General features: G+C 53.9%; 14 protein-coding genes and 2 rRNA genes. 8 read left to right on the top strand and 8 right to left on the bottom strand.

Features of this window, described 5'->3' with window-relative positions:
* Nucleotides 1-12: 12 nt before the first annotated feature.
* A complete protein-coding gene (gene rpoE / locus ABLU88_RS12625) occupies nucleotides 13-588 on the bottom strand; it encodes an RNA polymerase sigma factor RpoE (RefSeq protein WP_004104583.1) in 576 nt (191 codons plus the stop codon).
* Nucleotides 589-1,012: 424 nt separating this feature from the next.
* Here rpoE and nadB point away from each other — a divergent pair, with 424 nt between their 5' ends.
* The gene (gene nadB, locus ABLU88_RS12620) at nucleotides 1,013-2,632 is read left to right on the top strand and encodes an L-aspartate oxidase (protein WP_004853280.1); all 1,620 of its coding nucleotides are present in this window, start codon (nucleotides 1,013-1,015) and stop codon (nucleotides 2,630-2,632) included.
* Here nadB and ABLU88_RS12615 read toward each other — a convergent pair.
* A complete protein-coding gene (locus ABLU88_RS12615; RefSeq protein WP_014230403.1) occupies nucleotides 2,617-3,357 on the bottom strand; it encodes a tRNA1(Val) (adenine(37)-N6)-methyltransferase in 741 nt (246 codons plus the stop codon). The genes nadB and ABLU88_RS12615 overlap by 16 nt on opposite strands.
* 132 nt (nucleotides 3,358-3,489) lie before the next feature.
* Here ABLU88_RS12615 and srmB point away from each other — a divergent pair, with 132 nt between their 5' ends.
* Nucleotides 3,490-4,821 carry an ATP-dependent RNA helicase SrmB gene (gene srmB, locus ABLU88_RS12610; protein WP_316533969.1) on the top strand — a complete coding sequence of 444 codons (1,332 nt, stop codon included), beginning with the start codon at nucleotides 3,490-3,492 and terminating at the stop codon, nucleotides 4,819-4,821.
* A gap of 45 nt (nucleotides 4,822-4,866) precedes the next feature.
* Here the strand turns inward: srmB and grcA are convergent, their stop codons facing one another.
* Nucleotides 4,867-5,250: an autonomous glycyl radical cofactor GrcA gene (gene grcA, locus ABLU88_RS12605; protein WP_004104596.1), complete on the bottom strand. Its 384-nt coding sequence runs from the start codon at nucleotides 5,248-5,250 to the stop codon at nucleotides 4,867-4,869.
* Between the two features lie 311 nt (nucleotides 5,251-5,561).
* Between grcA and ung the strand changes: the two genes are divergently transcribed.
* Complete coding sequence (ung, locus tag ABLU88_RS12600) at nucleotides 5,562-6,251, top strand: uracil-DNA glycosylase (RefSeq protein WP_014230405.1); 690 nt, start codon at nucleotides 5,562-5,564, stop codon at nucleotides 6,249-6,251.
* Nucleotides 6,252-6,306: 55 nt separating this feature from the next.
* On the opposite strand, the gene ABLU88_RS12595 is transcribed toward ung, so the two are convergent.
* Complete coding sequence (locus ABLU88_RS12595) at nucleotides 6,307-7,380, bottom strand: tRNA/rRNA methyltransferase (protein WP_004123719.1); 1,074 nt, start codon at nucleotides 7,378-7,380, stop codon at nucleotides 6,307-6,309.
* 203 nt (nucleotides 7,381-7,583) lie between these two features.
* Here ABLU88_RS12595 and trxC point away from each other — a divergent pair, with 203 nt between their 5' ends.
* The 5 genes from trxC to ABLU88_RS12570 all read left to right on the top strand — a co-directional run bounded on the left by trxC (nucleotide 7,584) and on the right by ABLU88_RS12570 (nucleotide 13,306).
* Entirely contained in the window at nucleotides 7,584-8,009 is a 426-nt protein-coding gene (trxC, locus tag ABLU88_RS12590; protein WP_004104599.1) for a thioredoxin TrxC, read from the top strand.
* Between the two features lie 69 nt (nucleotides 8,010-8,078).
* Nucleotides 8,079-8,777 carry a tRNA-uridine aminocarboxypropyltransferase gene (locus ABLU88_RS12585; RefSeq protein ID WP_316533971.1) on the top strand — a complete coding sequence of 233 codons (699 nt, stop codon included), beginning with the start codon at nucleotides 8,079-8,081 and terminating at the stop codon, nucleotides 8,775-8,777.
* A gap of 35 nt (nucleotides 8,778-8,812) precedes the next feature.
* The gene (gene pat, locus ABLU88_RS12580; protein WP_348836659.1) at nucleotides 8,813-11,491 is read left to right on the top strand and encodes a protein lysine acetyltransferase; all 2,679 of its coding nucleotides are present in this window, start codon (nucleotides 8,813-8,815) and stop codon (nucleotides 11,489-11,491) included.
* 93 nt (nucleotides 11,492-11,584) lie between these two features.
* Nucleotides 11,585-12,940, top strand: coding sequence for a CDP-diacylglycerol--serine O-phosphatidyltransferase (gene pssA / locus ABLU88_RS12575; RefSeq protein WP_014230410.1), 1,356 nt, complete (start codon nucleotides 11,585-11,587; stop codon nucleotides 12,938-12,940).
* 39 nt (nucleotides 12,941-12,979) lie between these two features.
* Nucleotides 12,980-13,306 carry a YfiM family lipoprotein gene (locus tag ABLU88_RS12570; RefSeq protein ID WP_014839230.1) on the top strand — a complete coding sequence of 109 codons (327 nt, stop codon included), beginning with the start codon at nucleotides 12,980-12,982 and terminating at the stop codon, nucleotides 13,304-13,306.
* 2 nt (nucleotides 13,307-13,308) lie between these two features.
* On the opposite strand, the gene ABLU88_RS12565 is transcribed toward ABLU88_RS12570, so the two are convergent.
* From ABLU88_RS12565 to ABLU88_RS12550, 4 genes are all read right to left on the bottom strand, one after another.
* Nucleotides 13,309-14,607, bottom strand: a complete 1,299-nt coding sequence (locus ABLU88_RS12565) for an MFS transporter (protein ID WP_004853296.1) — start codon at nucleotides 14,605-14,607, stop codon at nucleotides 13,309-13,311.
* A gap of 273 nt (nucleotides 14,608-14,880) precedes the next feature.
* Entirely contained in the window at nucleotides 14,881-15,336 is a 456-nt protein-coding gene (locus ABLU88_RS12560) for a DUF4385 domain-containing protein (RefSeq protein WP_014230413.1), read from the bottom strand.
* Between the two features lie 262 nt (nucleotides 15,337-15,598).
* Nucleotides 15,599-15,714 (bottom strand): 5S ribosomal RNA (gene rrf / locus ABLU88_RS12555).
* Between the two features lie 103 nt (nucleotides 15,715-15,817).
* Nucleotides 15,818-18,373: ribosomal RNA gene (locus ABLU88_RS12550) — 23S ribosomal RNA — on the bottom strand; the annotation flags it as partial.

The raw sequence follows: 18,373 nt of genomic DNA, 5'->3' as shown, positions 1-18,373 counted from the left end.
ATTCCGCTATCGTCAACGCCTGATTAGCGGTTGAACTTTATTATCAATAGCTTCTCGCGCCCGGAAGATGCGCGAACGCACGGTGCCCACCGGACAATCCATGATGGCGGCTATTTCTTCATAGCTCATGCCATCCAGCTCCCGCAAGGTAATTGCCATGCGTAAATCTTCCGGAAGCGATTCAATGGTACGAAAAACTATTTGTCTCAGCTCTTCTGACAACATTAAGTTCTCAGGGTTCGAAATTTCTTTCAATGCCCCGCCACTTTCGAAGTTTTCAGCATCATTCGCATCAACATCGCTGGATGGCGGACGGCGTCCCTGAGCAACCAGATAATTCTTCGCCGTGTTTACGGCGATGCGATATAACCAGGTGTAAAAAGCGCTATCCCCCCGGAAAGAATCCAGCGCACGCCATGCTTTAACGAACGATTCCTGAACAACGTCAGCGATATCGCCCGGCGGCACGTAGCGGGAGACCAGACTTGCAACCTTATGCTGATAGCGCACCACCAGCAGGTTAAATGCTTTCTGATCTCCTTTCTGGACCCGTTCAACGAGGACCTGATCCGTTAACTGCTCGCTCATCCGAGGTAATGTCTCCCCAAACCCAATTCCCATGCGTATTCAAAAACACCACCCAATTACTGCATCAAGTGAGCAAGCAGAGGGTTGGAGTGTCTGAAAACAATAAAGTTCCGTTACGCCTTTGTTTTTCGTCCGGCACCGGCTGACGGATTGTTATCTCTCATTATATGTCCCGGTTGCTAAACGATATGTAAGATAATAAGAAAAAGCGCAAGACCCGCCAGAAGGGTAACGTAACCCGGCTTTTATTTCACTATAAAATCTGAAGCTCACGAGCCGCTTCGCAAAACCTTTTTTCCATTTACAGCCCGCCTCATTACGCCGCTATGTTTAGTCCTCGCAACGCTGAGTAAAAAAAATGTACGACTTCTCGCTGGCTGGTGCTATTGTTCGCTTATTGTGTTTAGTAAATTAAACAAAGGCCATGAAAACAACTTCCGATTCCTCCTGTGATGTGCTGATTATTGGCAGCGGCGCTGCCGGATTATCCCTTGCCTTACGCCTGGCGGAACGCTGCGCGGTCACGGTTCTCAGCAAAGGCCCTATCAGTGAAGGTTCTACTTTCTACGCTCAGGGCGGTATTGCCGCCGTATTTGATGAAACCGATAGCGTTGAATCGCACATCGAGGATACGTTGATAGCCGGAGCGGGTCTTTGCGATCGCCATGCGGTCTCATTCGTGGCGAGCAACGCTAAACCCTGCGTTCAGTGGCTAATCGATCAGGGCGTGCTGTTTGATACTCAGGTTCAGGCGAACGGCGAAGAGAGCTACCATCTGACCCGCGAGGGAGGTCACAGCCACCGCAGAATTCTCCACGCCGCCGATGCGACCGGTAAAGCCGTTGAGACTACCCTGGTGAGCCAGGCGCTGGCCCACCCTAATATCCGCATACTGGAACGCAGTAACGCCGTTGACCTTATTATCTCCGATAAAATCGGCCTGCCCGGCACGCGCCGGGTGGTGGGCGCGTGGATCTGGAATCGTAATAAAGAAGCGGTTGAAACCTGTAGCGCAAAGGCCGTGGTGCTGGCTACCGGCGGCGCGGCTAAAGTTTATCAATATACGACGAATCCTGACGTCTCTTCCGGCGATGGTATCGCGATGGCCTGGCGTGCCGGCTGCCGGGTCGCCAACCTCGAATTTAATCAGTTCCACCCAACCGCGCTGTACCATCCGCAAGCGCGCAACTTCCTGCTGACGGAAGCGCTGCGCGGCGAGGGCGCGCTGTTGAAACGCCCTGATGGCACGCGGTTTATGCCGGACTTTGACGAGCGCGGCGAGCTGGCTCCGCGCGATATCGTCGCCAGAGCCATCGATCATGAGATGAAGCGCCTTGGCGCTGACTGCATGTATCTGGATATCAGCCATAAACCGGCAGAATTTATTCGCCACCACTTCCCGATGATCTACGAGAAGCTGCTGGGGCTGGGCATCGATCTGACAAAAGAAGCGGTGCCCGTGGTTCCTGCCGCACACTACACCTGCGGCGGCGTCATGGTTGACGATCACGGGCGCACCGACGTCGACGGGCTGTATGCCATCGGTGAAGTAAGCTATACCGGATTACACGGCGCTAACCGGATGGCATCAAACTCGTTGCTTGAGTGCCTCGTCTACGGGTGGTCCGCCGCCGAAGATATCGTTAAGCGTCTGCCGTTCGCGCAGGCAGTCAATGAACTGCCATCATGGGACGAAAGCCAGGTTGAAATACCTGATGAACTGGTCGTGATTCAGCACAACTGGCATGAGCTGCGCTTGCTGATGTGGGATTATGTCGGCATCGTGCGCACCACCCGCCGTCTTGAGCGCGCCCTGCGCCGCATTACTATGCTGCAGCAGGAGCTGGACGAATACTACGCCCGCTTCCGCGTCTCCAATAATTTACTGGAGCTGCGGAACCTGGTGCAGGTTGCCGAGCTGATTGTGCGCTGCGCCATGCTGCGTAAAGAGAGCCGCGGGCTTCACTACACGCTGGACTATCCTGACCAGTTGCCGGAGAGCGGGCCGTCGGTGCTCTCGCCGTTGGCTCACATAAAAAGATAAAAGTCCTGGGTCAGAGCGGTAAATCCTTCGGAATACTGCTGCTCTGGCCCACGGATGATCAATCTGTCGCTAAAGCACTCCTCCCCCGCCGTCGGCGAAAAAGCCAACAGAACCCGATGCGGCGGGCGCACTTCCGTTTCCGCCACGTCGGTACGCAGACGCAGATGCCAGCCCATATTCTGCGCCCGCTGCACAAAGGCGTTACCAATGTCGACCGGAAGCACGACACAGAAAAACCCCTCCTCCGTAATAAGCTCGGCGGCGCAGGTTAATAATGTTGCGTGATCGAGGGAGGAGGTATAGCGAGCCTGCTCGCGCTGCGAGGTGGCGCAAGGTACGCCTTCAGCGAAAAAAGGCGGATTGCTGACAATCAGCTCATAGCGGCGGGTTTGCTGCGGCTGCCATTGCTGAATATCCGCCTGATGAATCTGCAGGCGATCGGCCCAGGGAGAATCCGCGGCGTTTTCTCGCGCCTGTTCTGCCGCCTCTTCATCCAGCTCCACGGCATCCACAATCACCGTCTCGCCGGTTCGCTGCGCGAGCATCAGCGCTAACAGACCGCTGCCCGCGCCGATATCCAGCACGCGCTTAACCTGAGCGATGGGGGCCCATGCGCCGAGTAAAATGCCGTCGGTACCCACTTTCATCGCACAGCGATCGTGGGCGACAAAAAACTGCTTAAACGTAAAACCATTGCGCGGCAGCGCGAACTTCGACTGGGACATCCTCGATAACCTTGCGGGCAAAAAACTCCTGAGCTTAAGGCTATGCACAATACCGGAGAACAGATAGCCTTACAAACAGATGAACATTGCGTCCGTAACGTCTATAATCGGCGGTCCACTCAGAGGTAGATCATGACTGTAACGACTTTTTCCGAACTTGAACTCGACGAAAACCTGCTGGACGCCCTCCAGGATAAAGGTTTCACACGCCCGACAGCCATTCAGGCCGCCGCTATTCCGCCTGCGCTTGATGGCCGTGATATTCTCGGTTCAGCCCCGACCGGCACCGGTAAAACGGCGGCGTATCTCCTGCCAGCGTTGCAGCATCTGCTCGATTTTCCGCGCAAGAAGTCTGGTCCGCCGCGCATTCTTATCCTGACCCCCACGCGCGAACTGGCGATGCAGGTTGCCGACCATGCGCGTGAGCTGGCAAAACATACTCATCTGGATATCGCCACGATCACCGGCGGTGTCGCCTATATGAACCATGCTGAAGTGTTCAGCGAGAACCAGGACATCGTGGTCGCCACGACCGGTCGCCTGCTGCAATATATTAAAGAAGAAAACTTTGATTGCCGCGCCGTTGAAACGCTGATCCTTGATGAAGCGGACCGCATGCTGGACATGGGCTTCGCGCAGGATATCGAACACATTGCCGGTGAAACCCGCTGGCGTAAGCAGACCATGCTGTTCTCCGCCACCCTCGAAGGTGACGCCATTAAAGATTTTGCTGAGCGTCTGCTGGAAGAACCGGTGGAAGTCTCTGCGACTCCCTCCACCCGCGAGCGTAAAAAGATTCACCAGTGGTATTACCGCGCCGATGACGTCAAGCATAAGACCGCGCTGCTGGTCCATCTGCTAAAGCAGCCGGAAGCGACGCGTTCTATCGTCTTCGTCCGTAAGCGCGAGCGCGTGCATGAGCTGGCGGGCTGGCTGCGTGAAGTGGGTATCAACACCTGCTGGCTGGAAGGCGAGATGGTACAGGCAAAACGTAATGAAGCGATTAGCCGCCTGACCGATGGCCGTATTAACGTGTTAATCGCCACCGACGTTGCCGCGCGCGGGATCGACATCGCGGACGTCAGTCACGTTTTCAACTTCGACTTGCCGCGCACGGCCGACATCTATCTGCACCGTATCGGTCGTACCGGACGCGCGGGTAAAAAGGGAACGGCCATCTCTCTGGTCGAAGCCCACGACCATCTGCTGCTGGGTAAAATTGGCCGCTATATTGAAGAGCCGTTAAAAGCCCGCGTCATCGATGAACTGCGCCCGACCACTCGCGCACCCAGCGAGAAGCAAACCGGTAAACCTTCCAAGAAGGTTTTAGCCAAGCGTGCAGAGAAGAAAGAGAAAGAAAAAGAGAAACCGCGCGTGAAAAAACGCCATCGCGATACCAAAAACATTGGTAAGCGTCGTAAACCAAGCGCAGCGGATGCTCCGCAGAAGTCAAACGAAGAGTAAAAAAAACGCCGGGATATCCCGGCGTTTTCACATTAAAACGGAATCTTACAGGCTTTCAGTAAAAGTACGGGCGATAACGTCGCGCTGCTGTTCCGGAGTCAGAGAGTTAAAGCGTACCGCATAGCCAGACACGCGAATGGTCAGCTGCGGGTATTTTTCCGGATGTTCAACCGCGTCCAGCAGAGTTTCGCGACGCAGCACGTTAACGTTCAGGTGCTGACCGCCTTCAACGCGGACTTCAGGCTTCACGTCTACCGGGATTTCACGGTATTCGATTTCACCCAGATTGCTCACTGCAACCACGTCATCTTCAGCAAAACCGGCTTTCGCGCACAGGCAGCGGGCTTCGCCTTTTTCGCTATCCAGCAGCCAGAAAGAGTTCAGCAGGTCGTCGTTTGCAGCTTTAGTAATTTGGATACCAGTAATCATTTTATGCCTCCCAGGCAGGGTTTGTTCGATTATTGGCCTTCGCGGCCAATTGGTAAAACCATTGTTCTATGAGTGTATATATATCAGCCGTACACCCGGCATTCTTTGATTTAAATCAACAAAAACCACATCGCAAAAGTGGTCATAGGTGGATATTATTGTTTTACATCAAGTTACGCCATGCCGCCTACCAAATAAATTTGTAAGTTTTCAATTTTTTTTGCATAAAGAGCGTCAATCGCGTGGGGCAAATTTTGTGATGTTGAAAGATGCAGTTAAGCTATGGCAATGACACTTTGCAGGAGAGCAAAATGACCGCCCCATTAACCTGGCATGACGTGCTGGCAGAAGAGAAGCAGCAACCCTATTTTGTTAATACCCTGAAAACCGTTGCTGACGAGCGGCAATCGGGAATCACCATCTATCCCCCGCAAAAAGATGTCTTTAACGCGTTTCGTTATACTGAGCTAAGCGACGTTAAAGTGGTGATTCTCGGCCAGGATCCTTACCACGGACCAGGGCAGGCGCACGGCCTCGCCTTCTCGGTTCTACCGGGCATTCAGATCCCGCCATCGCTGCTGAATATGTACAAGGAACTGGAAGGGACGATACCAGGCTTTCAGCGCCCGACTCACGGTTATCTCGAAAGCTGGGCGCGCCAGGGCGTGTTGCTGCTCAATACCGTATTAACGGTACGTGCCGGACAAGCGCACTCTCACGCCAGCCTCGGTTGGGAAACCTTTACTGATAAAGTCATTTCGCTGATTAACCAGCATCGGGAAGGCGTCGTCTTTCTGCTGTGGGGTTCGCATGCGCAGAAGAAAGGCGCGATAATCGATCGCCAGCGCCACTGCGTGCTCAAAGCGCCGCACCCGTCGCCCCTCTCCGCCCACCGCGGGTTCTTTGGCAGTAATCATTTCGTGCAGGCGAATCAGTGGCTGACCGAACGCGGCGAAGCGCCCATTGACTGGCTGCCCAGGCTACCGGCTGAAAGCGAATAGCTCTGAAAATGAAAATGCCAGCATTACGCTGGCATTTTGACTCTGAGACAAGGTGTTACGCCTTGTTCTGCCGCCACCATTCAGCCAGCAGCACGCCGGTTGCTACGGACACGTTCAGGCTTTCAACGTTGCCGGTGCCTTCAATCGCGATGTTCAGATCGGCGCTGGAGATAGCGGCGTCAGAAAGACCGTCACTCTCCTGCCCTAACACCAGCACCATTTTCTTCGGCAGCTCGGCTTTGAACAGCGGAGTCCCGTTATGGCTGGAAGTAGAAACAATCGCGTAGCCCGCTTTACGGAAGCGCTCGAGCGTATCGATGAAGCTGTCGCCCGTAATCGGCTCAACGTGCTCCGCGCCGCCTTCCGCAGTACGAATCGCGGCGCCGGACTCCATAACGCCGGCATCCTGCACAATCACGCCTTTGACGCCAAAGTGCGCGCAGCTGCGCATAATCGCGCCGAGGTTGTGCGGGTTGCCGACATCTTCCAGCGCCAGAACACAATCTTCAGCGTCGGCTTTAGCCACCCACTGCTCAACGGAAGTGCCGTGGCGCTTTTTAATCAGGAAGCAAACCCCGCCGTGGTGTTCAGTGCCGGACGCTTTCGCCAGCTCTGCTTCATCGACCACGTGATAGGCTTTACGATTCGCCGCCATCCAGCGCAGAGCTTCTTTGAAGCGCGGGGTCACGCTCTGGATAAACCAGGCGCGAACGATGGCGTCCGGACGGCTCTGGAACAGCGCCTGGCAGGCGTTTTCACCATAAACGCGGGTTTCTTCCGCGCGCTGGCGGCGCAGCACTTCAGGATCGATAAAGCTTTTTCCGCTGATCCCGCCGTGATCCGCTTTTACCGGCGCCTCATCGCCCGGCGCGCGGGATACGGTACGCCACGGAGAGGAGCCCTCGCCGCCAAAGCCTTCACGCTTGCGATCGTCACGTTTACGATCGCCACCGCGGCTCTCTTTTTCATCGCGCGCGGGGCGGTTACGACCGTCAACACGAGACTTTCCTGGACGTCCCCCGCCCTTCCCGGTACGCGGGTTATGGGTACGTCGGTCAGAATCATCATCACTGCGGACATACATCACTTTGACCTTGCCGCTTTTATTTTTCAGTTCGTCGTCGCTCATTCATTTTCTCCACCTGCGCTGCGCGAAGCGCGCAGATTACCCGATGTGCCATCACTTAGCCATTATTTCATTTAAAAGCCTGAGTCTATCGTATTCATTGAATAAAACTCATTGTCCTTTATTCGCAGTGCATCGATAATATGTAACATTACAGAAACAAATCGGCCACGTGCCGCGCTGCAACCCATAACCAGAGGTTAGTTATGAATACCGTTTGTGCCAGTTGTCAGGCTCTGAACCGCATCCCCGACGATCGTAGCGCCGATGGCGCGAAATGCGGGCGCTGCGGTCACGATCTTTTTGATGGCGATGTGATCAACGCGACCGGGGCAACGCTGGATAAACTGCTGAAGGACGATCTGCCCGTGGTTGTTGATTTCTGGGCGCCGTGGTGTGGCCCCTGCCGTAACTTTGCGCCAATCTTTGAAGATGTGGCTGAAGAACGCAGCGGCGAAATGCGTTTCGTGAAAGTGAATACCGAGATGGAGCGTGAACTGAGCGCTCGCTTCCGCATTCGCAGCATCCCGACCATTATGATGTTTAAAAATGGCGAAGTTATCGACATGCTCAATGGTGCCGTACCTAAAGCACCTTTCGATAGCTGGCTAAACGAAGCAGGCCAGCAGTAAACCTCACGGGGCACCGCTTGTGCCCCGTTTTCTCCTCTGCGACAATGGCGTTTTTTCTTAGCGATCCCCATGACTGATAACGCCGTCCTTCGCCTTCGCGCCGAACGCCTCGCGCGCGCCACCCGGCCTTTTCTTGCTCGCGGCAACCGTATCCACCGCTGCCAGCGTTGCTTGCTGCCGTTGAAGCAGTGCCTCTGCGCCACCCTCAAGCCGGCTGCTGCCGCCAGCCGTTTTTGCCTGGTGATGTTCGATACCGAGCCAATGAAGCCCAGCAATACCGGTCGCCTGATTGCCGATATCCTGCCGGATACGGAGGCCTTTCAGTGGTCACGAACCGAACCGCCGCAGGCGCTTCTCGATCTCGTCGCCGACGCGCAATATCAGCCGATGGTGGTTTTTCCTGCCTCTTATGCTGGCCCAGAGCGTCAGGTACTTGATTCACCGCCCCCGGGTAAACCACCGCTGTTTATTATGCTCGACGGCACCTGGCCCGAAGCGCGAAAAATGTTCCGTAAAAGCCCCTGGCTTGACGCGCTGCCGATGATTTCCGTCGATCTGTCGCGTATCTCCACTTATCACCTGCGGGAAGCTCACGCAGAAGGCCAATACTGTACTGCCGAAGTCGCGATTGCGCTGCTGGATCTCGCGGGGGATGAAAGCGCAGCCACGGCCCTTAGCGAGCACTTCAGCTTATTCAGAGCGCGCTACCTGGCAGGAAAAACTCAGCATAAGGGCAGTATCACAGCACAACTGACAGAAAACGTTTAAAATCATTCGGTCACTGGGGATCAAAGGAGACCGGTATGAGCCAACGAGGCCTGGAAGCATTGCTGCGGCCAAAGTCGATCGCCGTTATTGGCGCATCAATGAAACCACAGCGCGCCGGTTATCTGATGATGCGCAACCTGCTGGCGGGCGGATTTAGCGGCCCCGTTCTCCCCGTAACGCCAGCGTGGAAAGCGGTTCAGGGCGTACTGGCCTGGCCTGACGTCGACAGTCTGCCCTTCACGCCCGATCTCGCCGTGCTTTGTACTAACGCCCGCCGAAATCTTGAGCTGCTGGAAGCGCTGGGGCAAAAAGGGTGCAAAACCTGCATCATTCTCTCCTCCATCCCCGAACAGTATCCCGCGCTGCTTGAATGCGCCTCCCGCTACCAGATGCGTCTGCTCGGCCCTAACAGCCTTGGCCTGCTTGCGCCGTGGCAGGGCCTCAACGCCAGCTTTTCGCCGGTGCCTATTCATCGCGGCAAACTGGCGTTTATTTCGCAATCGGCGGCGGTCTCCAATACCATCCTCGACTGGGCCCAGCAGCGCGAGATGGGTTTTTCTTACTTTATTGCGCTGGGGGATAGTCTGGACATCGACGTTGATGACCTGCTTGATTTCCTCGCTCGCGATAGTAAAACCAGCGCCATTTTGCTTTATCTCGAACACCTCAGCGATGCCCGTCGTTTTGTCTCTGCGGCCCGTAGCGCATCGCGTAATAAGCCGATCCTGGTGATAAAAAGCGGACGCAGTCCGGCTGCGCAGAAGCTTCTGCACGTCAACTCTGGCATGGATCCGGCCTGGGACGCCGCTATTCAGCGCGCAGGTTTATTGCGCGTACAGGACACGCACGAGCTGTTCTCAGCGGTCGAAACCCTCAGCCACATGCGCCCGCTGCGCGGCGAGAAACTGATGATAATCAGCAACGGCGCCGCTCCGGCTGCGCTGGCGCTGGATGAGCTCTGGCTGCGTAACGGCAAACTCGCCGCGCTCAGCGAAGAGACCAGCAGCGCTCTCCGTCAGGCATTACCTGAAACCATCGATATTGCCAACCCGCTGGATCTCCGCGATGACGCCAGCAGCGAGCATTACCTCAAAGCGTTGAACGTACTGCTGGATAGCCATGACTACGATGCGCTGCTGGTGATCCACTCTCCCAGCGCTGCCGCACCGGGAACAGAGAGCGCGCTGGCGCTGATTGACGCCCTGAAGCGCCACCCGCGCGGCAAATACGTTACGGTTCTTACCAACTGGTGCGGTGAGTTCTCTTCACAAGAAGCCCGGCGCCTGTTTAGCGATGCGGGGCTGCCGACCTATCGAACGCCTGAAGGAACCATTACCGCTTTTATGCACATGGTGGAGTACCGGCGTAACCAGAAACAGCTCAGGGAAACCCCGGTCCTGTCAGATTCGTTAACCACTAACGCTGCCGAAGCGTACAACCTGCTGCAACGGGCAATGAATGAAGGCGCAACGTCGCTGGATACCCATGAAGTGAGCCCCGTTCTGCACGCTTACGGTATTCATACCCTGCCGACGTGGATTGCCGCTGATAGCGCCGAGGCTGTACATATTGCCGAGCAGATTGGCTACCCCGTCGCTCTGAAGCTGCGCTCGCCTGATATTCCGCACAAGTCGGAAGTTCAGGGGGTTATGCTTTATCTGCGCACGGCTACCGAGGTACAGCAGGCCGCGGACGCGATTATAGATCGCGTCAAAATGACCTGGCCTCAGGCGCGTATTCACGGGCTGCTGGTGCAAAGCATGGCTAATCGCGCCGGGGCACAGGAGCTGCGGGTTGTCGTTGAGCACGATCCGGTTTTTGGGCCGCTGATCATGCTGGGGGAAGGCGGCGTCGAATGGCGGGCTGAGGATCAGGCCGCCGTCGCGCTCCCGCCGCTGAATATGAACCTTGCGCGCTATCTGGTTATCCAGGCCATCAAAAGTAAAAAAGTGCGCGGCCGCAGCGCGCTGCGCCCTCTCGATATTCCTGGCCTGAGCCAGCTTCTGGTACAGGTATCGAATTTGATCGTCGACTGTCCGGAAATACAGCGCCTGGATATTCATCCTCTTCTGGCTTCCGGCCACGAGTTTACCGCGCTTGATGTCACGTTAACTCTCGCACCGTTTACCGGCGATAGTGAAAGTCGCCTGGCCATACGCCCTTACCCTCAGCAGCAGGAGGAGTGGGTGGTGATGAAGAATGGTGAACGCTGTCTTTTCCGTCCCATCCTCCCGGAAGATGAGCCGCAGCTTATGGCCTTTATCGCTCAGGTCACGAAAGAAGATCTTTATTATCGTTACTTCAGCGAAATCAACGAATTTACTCATGATGATTTAGCCAATATGACGCAGATCGACTACGATCGAGAAATGGCCTTTGTTGCTGTGCGCACCACCGCCGAGGGGAACGAGATCCTCGGCGTAACGCGAGCGATCTCCGATCCGGATAATATCGATGCCGAGTTTGCTGTACTGGTGCGCTCCGACCTGAAGGGTATGGGGTTAGGCCGTAAGCTCCTGGAAAAGCTGATTGTCTACACGCAAAACCACGGCCTGCAGCGTTTGAATGGCATTACCATGCCGAATAATAAAGGCATGATCGAACTCGCCAGAAAGCTAGGATTCTCGGTTGATATTCAGCTTGAAGATGGAATTGTCAGTTTGTCTCTACAGCTTGTACCTGAGCAATTACAAACGGCTGGCCGCAATTGTTGACTACTTTAACGGGTAGTAATGGTATTATTGCCCGCTTACGTCGTCTGCATGGTACAGAAGACCCTTCAATAAACAGAGAAGAAACGCACTGTGATGTTGTCAAAATTTAAACGCAATAAACATCAACAACACCTTGCCCAACTCCCTAAGCTTTCTCAGTCAGTTGATGATATCGAGTTCTTTTACGCTCCGGCAGATTTTCGGCAAGCGTTACTGGCCAGGATAGCTCAAGCCACCCAGCGTATTTGTATCATTGCGCTTTATCTGGAACAGGATGATGGCGGCAAAGGAATTTTGCAGGCGCTCTATGACGCTAAGCGTCAGCGTCCCGAATTAGATGTTCAGGTGTTGGTCGACTGGCATCGCGCCCAGCGCGGGCGTATTGGCGTAGCGGCGTCAAACACCAATGCCGACTGGTACTGCCGCATGGCGCAGGAAAATCCCGGTGTCGATATCCCGGTTTATGGCGTTCCGGTCAATACCCGGGAAGCGCTCGGCGTCCTCCACTTCAAAGGTTTTATCATTGATGACAGCGTTCTCTACAGCGGCGCCAGTCTGAATGATGTTTACCTGCATCAACACGATAAGTATCGCTACGACCGCTACCAGTGTATTCGCAATGGTAAAATGGCTGATGTGATGTTCGACTGGGTTGAGAATAACCTGGTGCAAGGGCGTGGCGTTAACCGCCTTGACAGGGCCGATCGGCCAAAAAGTCCGGAAATCAAAAATGACATCCGCCAGTATCGCCAGGAGCTCCGCGATAGCAGCTATCATTTTATCGGCAATGCTGACGATGACCAGCTGTCGGTCACTCCGTTAGTGGGCCTCGGGAAGACGAGTCTGCTGAATAAAACCATTTTTCATCTGATGCCCTGCGCTGAGCATAAGCTGACTATCTGCACCCCCTATTTCAACCTGCCCGCTCTGCTGGTACGTAATATCATCCAGCTGCTGCGTAGCGGGAAGAAAGTCGAAATTATCGTTGGTGATAAAACCGCTAATGATTTCTATATTCCGGAAGATCAGCCGTTTAAAATTATCGGCGCGCTGCCCTATCTTTACGAAATCAATCTGCGACGCTTCCTGAGCCGACTGCAGTATTATGTCAATACCGATCAGCTGATTGTCCGTTTATGGAAGGACGACGATAACAGCTACCACCTGAAAGGCATGTGGGTTGATGACGAATGGATGCTGCTGACCGGCAATAACCTGAACCCGCGCGCATGGCGGCTGGATTTGGAAAACGCGATACTTATCCACGATCCAAAACACCAGCTCGGCGCAATGCGTGAAAAAGAGCTCAATCTCATCCGCAAACATACTACGATCGTTCAGCACTATCGCGATCTACAAAGTATTGCCGATTACCCGATAAAGGTACGCAAACTGATCAGGCGTCTGCGACGTATCCGAATCGACCGCCTTATCAGCCGTATTCTCTGAATTCACGCCCCGCCCTGCGGGGCTTTTTCTGGAATTAGTATGCGCGTCATCATGCTTATTGCCCCACTATTATTACTGACTGGCTGCAGCCATATGGCTAATGATTCATGGAGCGGCCAGGATAAAGCCCAACACTTCCTCGCCTCAGCCATGCTTTCCGCCGCAGGCAACGAATATGCCCAGCATCAGGGCTATAGCCGCGACCGGAGTGCCGCTATAGGCTTTATGTTTTCCGTGAGCTTAGGGGCATCGAAGGAGCTATGGGACAGCCGCCCGTCAGGGAGCGGCTGGAGCTGGAAAGATTTTGCCTGGGATGTGGCAGGTGCCACTACCGGCTATGCGGTATGGCAGCTGGCACATCAGTAATGCTACAAACGTAGCCCCTTGCCTTTACGATGCAGCGTCAGGGAGACCAGGAAGGCAATCGCTCCCATGACGGTCACGTACCAGTAAAAGGCGTGCTCAATTCCCGCTGATTTTAGCGACAGCGCGACATACTCTGCCGAGCCGCCAAATAGCGCATTGGCCACCGCATAAGAGAGTCCAACCCCCAGGGCACGAACCTGAGCCGGAAACATTTCGGCCTTCAGAATGCCGCTGATTGAGGTATAGAAGCTTACTATCAACAGGGCGCATATCACTAAAGCAAATGCCGCATACGGTGAACTCACGTTCTGTAATGCATTGAGAATCGGGACAGTGAAGACGGTGACGAGTACGCCAAAACAGAGCATTGAGGTCCGGCGGCCAATCTTATCCGAAAGCGCGCCGAAAAGCGGCTGAACAAGCATATAAACAAATAAGGCAGCGGTCATAATCATGCTGGCGGTACCCGCGCTCATGCCTGCGGTGTTGACCAGATATTTCTGCATATAGGTTGTAAAGGTATAAAAGCTTAACGACCCTGCGGCAGTGAATCCGAGCACCATGATAAATGCCTTACGGTTACGCCATAATCCTTTAAACGATCCCGCTTCTTTTAACGCGCGCGTTTCCTGTTTAGACGTTTCGTCCAGCTGTCGTCTCAGCCACAGGGCAACAATAGCCAGGACTGCGCCAAGAGCAAACGGGATACGCCATCCCCAGGCATGAAGCTCTTCATCGCTGAGGATCTGCTGCAAGGCAACCACAACAAGCACGGCCAGAAGTTGCCCACCAATCAGCGTGACGTATTGAAATGAGGCATAGAAACCTTTCTTTCCTTCCACCGCGACTTCGCTCATATAGGTCGCGCTGGTACCGTATTCTCCGCCAACGGACAGGCCCTGGAACAGGCGTGCAAGTAGCAGCAGAGCCGGGGCCCAGGTCCCTATCGTTGCATAACCCGGCAGGCAGGCAATCACCAGTGAACCAAAACACATCATGCATACGGAGATAAGCATAGAGGTTTTACGTCCACGACGATCGGCAATGCGCCCGAATATCCATCCCCCGATCGGACGCATCAGAAAACCCGCCGCAAATACCCCTGCAGTTTGTAACAATTGCGTAGTGGTGTTGCCAGAAGGAAAGAAGATGTGCGCAAAGTAGAGTGAGCAAAATGAATAGACGTAGAAATCAAACCATTCCACCAAATTCCCTGATGACGCCCCCACAATTGCCCATATACGGCGCCGGGTATCACCCTGATCCTGGGATCCGCGTTCGCTAATACTGCTTTCTGTCATTGTAATTCTGCTCCAGCAAAGACTGCAATCTGCCGCGTCGGGTGACCCCGCTCAATCAGACAAATCGATTAGTAAATTAAATGTTATATAATTGTTATTTTTTAGTTTGTGATGCCATTCACATTTTTTTTCGTACTGCAGGTTTTCGCGATTAAAAGGAGATTCTTCAGGATTAGCAAAGTGAAATATGGTGAATAGCGGGCCAGAACAGGTTTTTATACAGGCGATATTGCGGCACAAATTTATGTGGGGCGGGAAGATCGATGCTGAAAATTATCCCCAATGAGCCTGATGTTTCTTTTTTCGCTGGAGATAATCTTCATCCTGACGAAGCTTATCCCACCATTGTTTGAAAACTGCCGCAGCTGCCGCCTTAACAGGATCATTACCTCGCGAATTCAGGTGCCCCTCCTTCGCGTATTTTTTACCGCCTTTGTAATTGGCATAACGCCTTGCCCGGGTGTAGCCCATCTGAATAAATTTGCGCGCCATATCCATACCGACAAAATCATTCTGCTGTCGATAGAACTCGAAGAGCTGATAAATTTTCCTCGCAGATTCAATCGCCGATGCTTCATCTTTATAGCGCCAGTAGGGAAGAATTTCGCTTTTATAGGGTTCAACCAACAACACGCCCTGTTCACCTCTTCCTACCTGATAAAACTCCGGATGCTGGCGAAAATCGATGCTGGAAAAGTCTTGCTGGTAATTAAAAGGCTTAATGGCCATTATTTTCTCACGGGCTGGCTGATACACGTTATAAGCCTGGTACATAAGACTGAAGTGTGGCTAGTGGAATCTTCTGTATATTTATACAGAGAGCCCGCATAAAACCGGCAGGTTATTATTATGAAGATGTGGATGAAAGCAGGGAGTAAAAGGCAGAAATGACCGCGGAGTTGGGTTTTATGGGTAAACCGATGTCCGGTCGGTTCAGACGACAAAAACGCAAAGAGCCCATCCGTCAGGATGGGCTCTTCACTTGTTTGATGCCTGGCAGTTCCCTACTCTCACATGGGGAGACCCCACACTACCATCGGCGCTACGGCGTTTCACTTCTGAGTTCGGCATGGGGTCAGGTGGGACCACCGCGCTATCGCCGCCAGGCAAATTCTTTGTGCTCAGTACGCAATTCTTTATCGCGTACTCAACTCTGAATCTAAGCTGAAATTGTTGTCTTCTCAGTCCGCCAAAACATCTTCGGCGTTGTAAGGTTAAGCCTCACGGTTCATTAGTACCGGTTAGCTCAACGCATCGCTGCGCTTACACACCCGGCCTATCAACGTCGTCGTCTTCAACGTTCCTTCAGGACTCTCAGGGAGTCAGGGAGAACTCATCTCGGGGCAAGTTTCGTGCTTAGATGCTTTCAGCACTTATCTCTTCCGCATTTAGCTACCGGGCAATGCCATTGGCATGACAACCCGAACACCAGTGATGCGTCCACTCCGGTCCTCTCGTACTAGGAGCAGCCCCCCTCAATTCTCCAGCGCCCACGGCAGATAGGGACCGAACTGTCTCACGACGTTCTAAACCCAGCTCGCGTACCACTTTAAATGGCGAACAGCCATACCCTTGGGACCTACTTCAGCCCCAGGATGTGATGAGCCGACATCGAGGTGCCAAACACCGCCGTCGATATGAACTCTTGGGCGGTATCAGCCTGTTATCCCCGGAGTACCTTTTATCCGTTGAGCGATGGCCCTTCCATTCAGAACCACCGGATCACTATGACCTGCTTTCGCACCTGCTCGCGCCGTCACGCTCGCAGTCAAGCCAGCTTATGCCATTGCACTAACCTCCTGATGTCCGACCAGGATTAGCTGACCTTCGTGCTCCTCCGTTACTCTTTAGGAGGAGACCGCCCCAGTCAAACTACCCACCAGACACTGTCCGCAACCCCGATCAGGGGCCCACGTTAGAACACCAGCCATTAAAGGGTGGTATTTCAAGGATGGCTCCATGCAGACTGGCGTCCACACTTCAAAGCCTCCCACCTATCCTACACATCAAGGACCAGTGTTCAGTGTCAAGCTATAGTAAAGGTTCACGGGGTCTTTCCGTCTTGCCGCGGGTACACTGCATCTTCACAGCGAGTTCAATTTCACTGAGTCTCGGGTGGAGACAGCCTGGCCATCATTACGCCATTCGTGCAGGTCGGAACTTACCCGACAAGGAATTTCGCTACCTTAGGACCGTTATAGTTACGGCCGCCGTTTACCGGGGCTTCGATCAAGAGCTTCTCCTTACGGATAACCCCATCAATTAACCTTCCGGCACCGGGCAGGCGTCACACCGTATACGTCCACTTTCGTGTTTGCACAGTGCTGTGTTTTTAATAAACAGTTGCAGCCAGCTGGTATCTTCGACTGATTTCAGCTCCATGAGCAAGTCACTTCACCTACCATCAGCGTGCCTTCTCCCGAAGTTACGGCACCATTTTGCCTAGTTCCTTCACCCGAGTTCTCTCAAGCGCCTTGGTATTCTCTACCTGACCACCTGTGTCGGTTTGGGGTACGATTTGATGTTACCTGATGCTTAGAGGCTTTTCCTGGAAGCAGGGCATTTGTCACTTCAGCACCGTAGTGCCTCGTCATCACACCTCAGCGTTAGTAACGTTCCGGATTTACCTGGAACATCCGCCTACATGCTTAAACCGGGACAACCGTCGCCCGGCCAACATAGCCTTCTCCGTCCCCCCTTCGCAGTAACACCGAGTACAGGAATATTAACCTGTTTCCCATCGACTACGCCTTTCGGCCTCGCCTTAGGGGTCGACTCACCCTGCCCCGATTAACGTTGGACAGGAACCCTTGGTCTTCCGGCGTGCGGGTTTTTCACCCGCATTATCGTTACTTATGTCAGCATTCGCACTTCTGATACCTCCAGCAACCCTCACAGGCCACCTTCAACGGCTTACAGAACGCTCCCCTACCCAACAACACATAGTGTCGCTGCCGCAGCTTCGGTGCATGGTTTAGCCCCGTTACATCTTCCGCGCAGGCCGACTCGACCAGTGAGCTATTACGCTTTCTTTAAATGATGGCTGCTTCTAAGCCAACATCCTGGCTGTCTGGGCCTTCCCACATCGTTTCCCACTTAACCATGACTTTGGGACCTTAGCTGGCGGTCTGGGTTGTTTCCCTCTTCACGACGGACGTTAGCACCCGCCGTGTGTCTCCCGTGATAACATTCTTCGGTATTCGTAGTTTGCATCGGGTTGGTAAGTCGGGATGACCCCCTAGCCGAAACAGTGCTCTACCCCCGAAGATGAGTTCACGAGGCGCTACCTAAATAGCTTTCGGGGAGAACCAGCTATCTCCCGGTTTGATTGGCCTTTCACCCCCAGCCACAAGTCATCCGCTAATTTTTCAACATTAGTCGGTTCGGTCCTCCAGTTAGTGTTACCCAACCTTCAACCTGCCCATGGCTAGATCACCGGGTTTCGGGTCTATACCCTGCAACTTAACGCCCAGTTAAGACTCGGTTTCCCTGCGGCTCCCCTATACGGTTAACCTTGCTACAGAATATAAGTCGCTGACCCATTATACAAAAGGTACGCAGTCACCCAACTAGTGGGCTCCTACTGCTTGTACGTACACGGTTTCAGGTTCTTTTTCACTCCCCTCGCCGGGGTTCTTTTCGCCTTTCCCTCACGGTACTGGTTCACTATCGGTCAGTCAGGAGTATTTAGCCTTGGAGGATGGTCCCCCCATATTCAGACAGGATACCACGTGTCCCGCCCTACTCTTCGAGTTCACAACCTGTG

The organism is Klebsiella sp. GW_Kp182 (assembly GCF_040062275.1).
Lineage (GTDB): Bacteria > Pseudomonadota > Gammaproteobacteria > Enterobacterales > Enterobacteriaceae > Klebsiella > Klebsiella michiganensis.
This window is presented reverse-complemented; position numbering and strand designations above follow the sequence as displayed.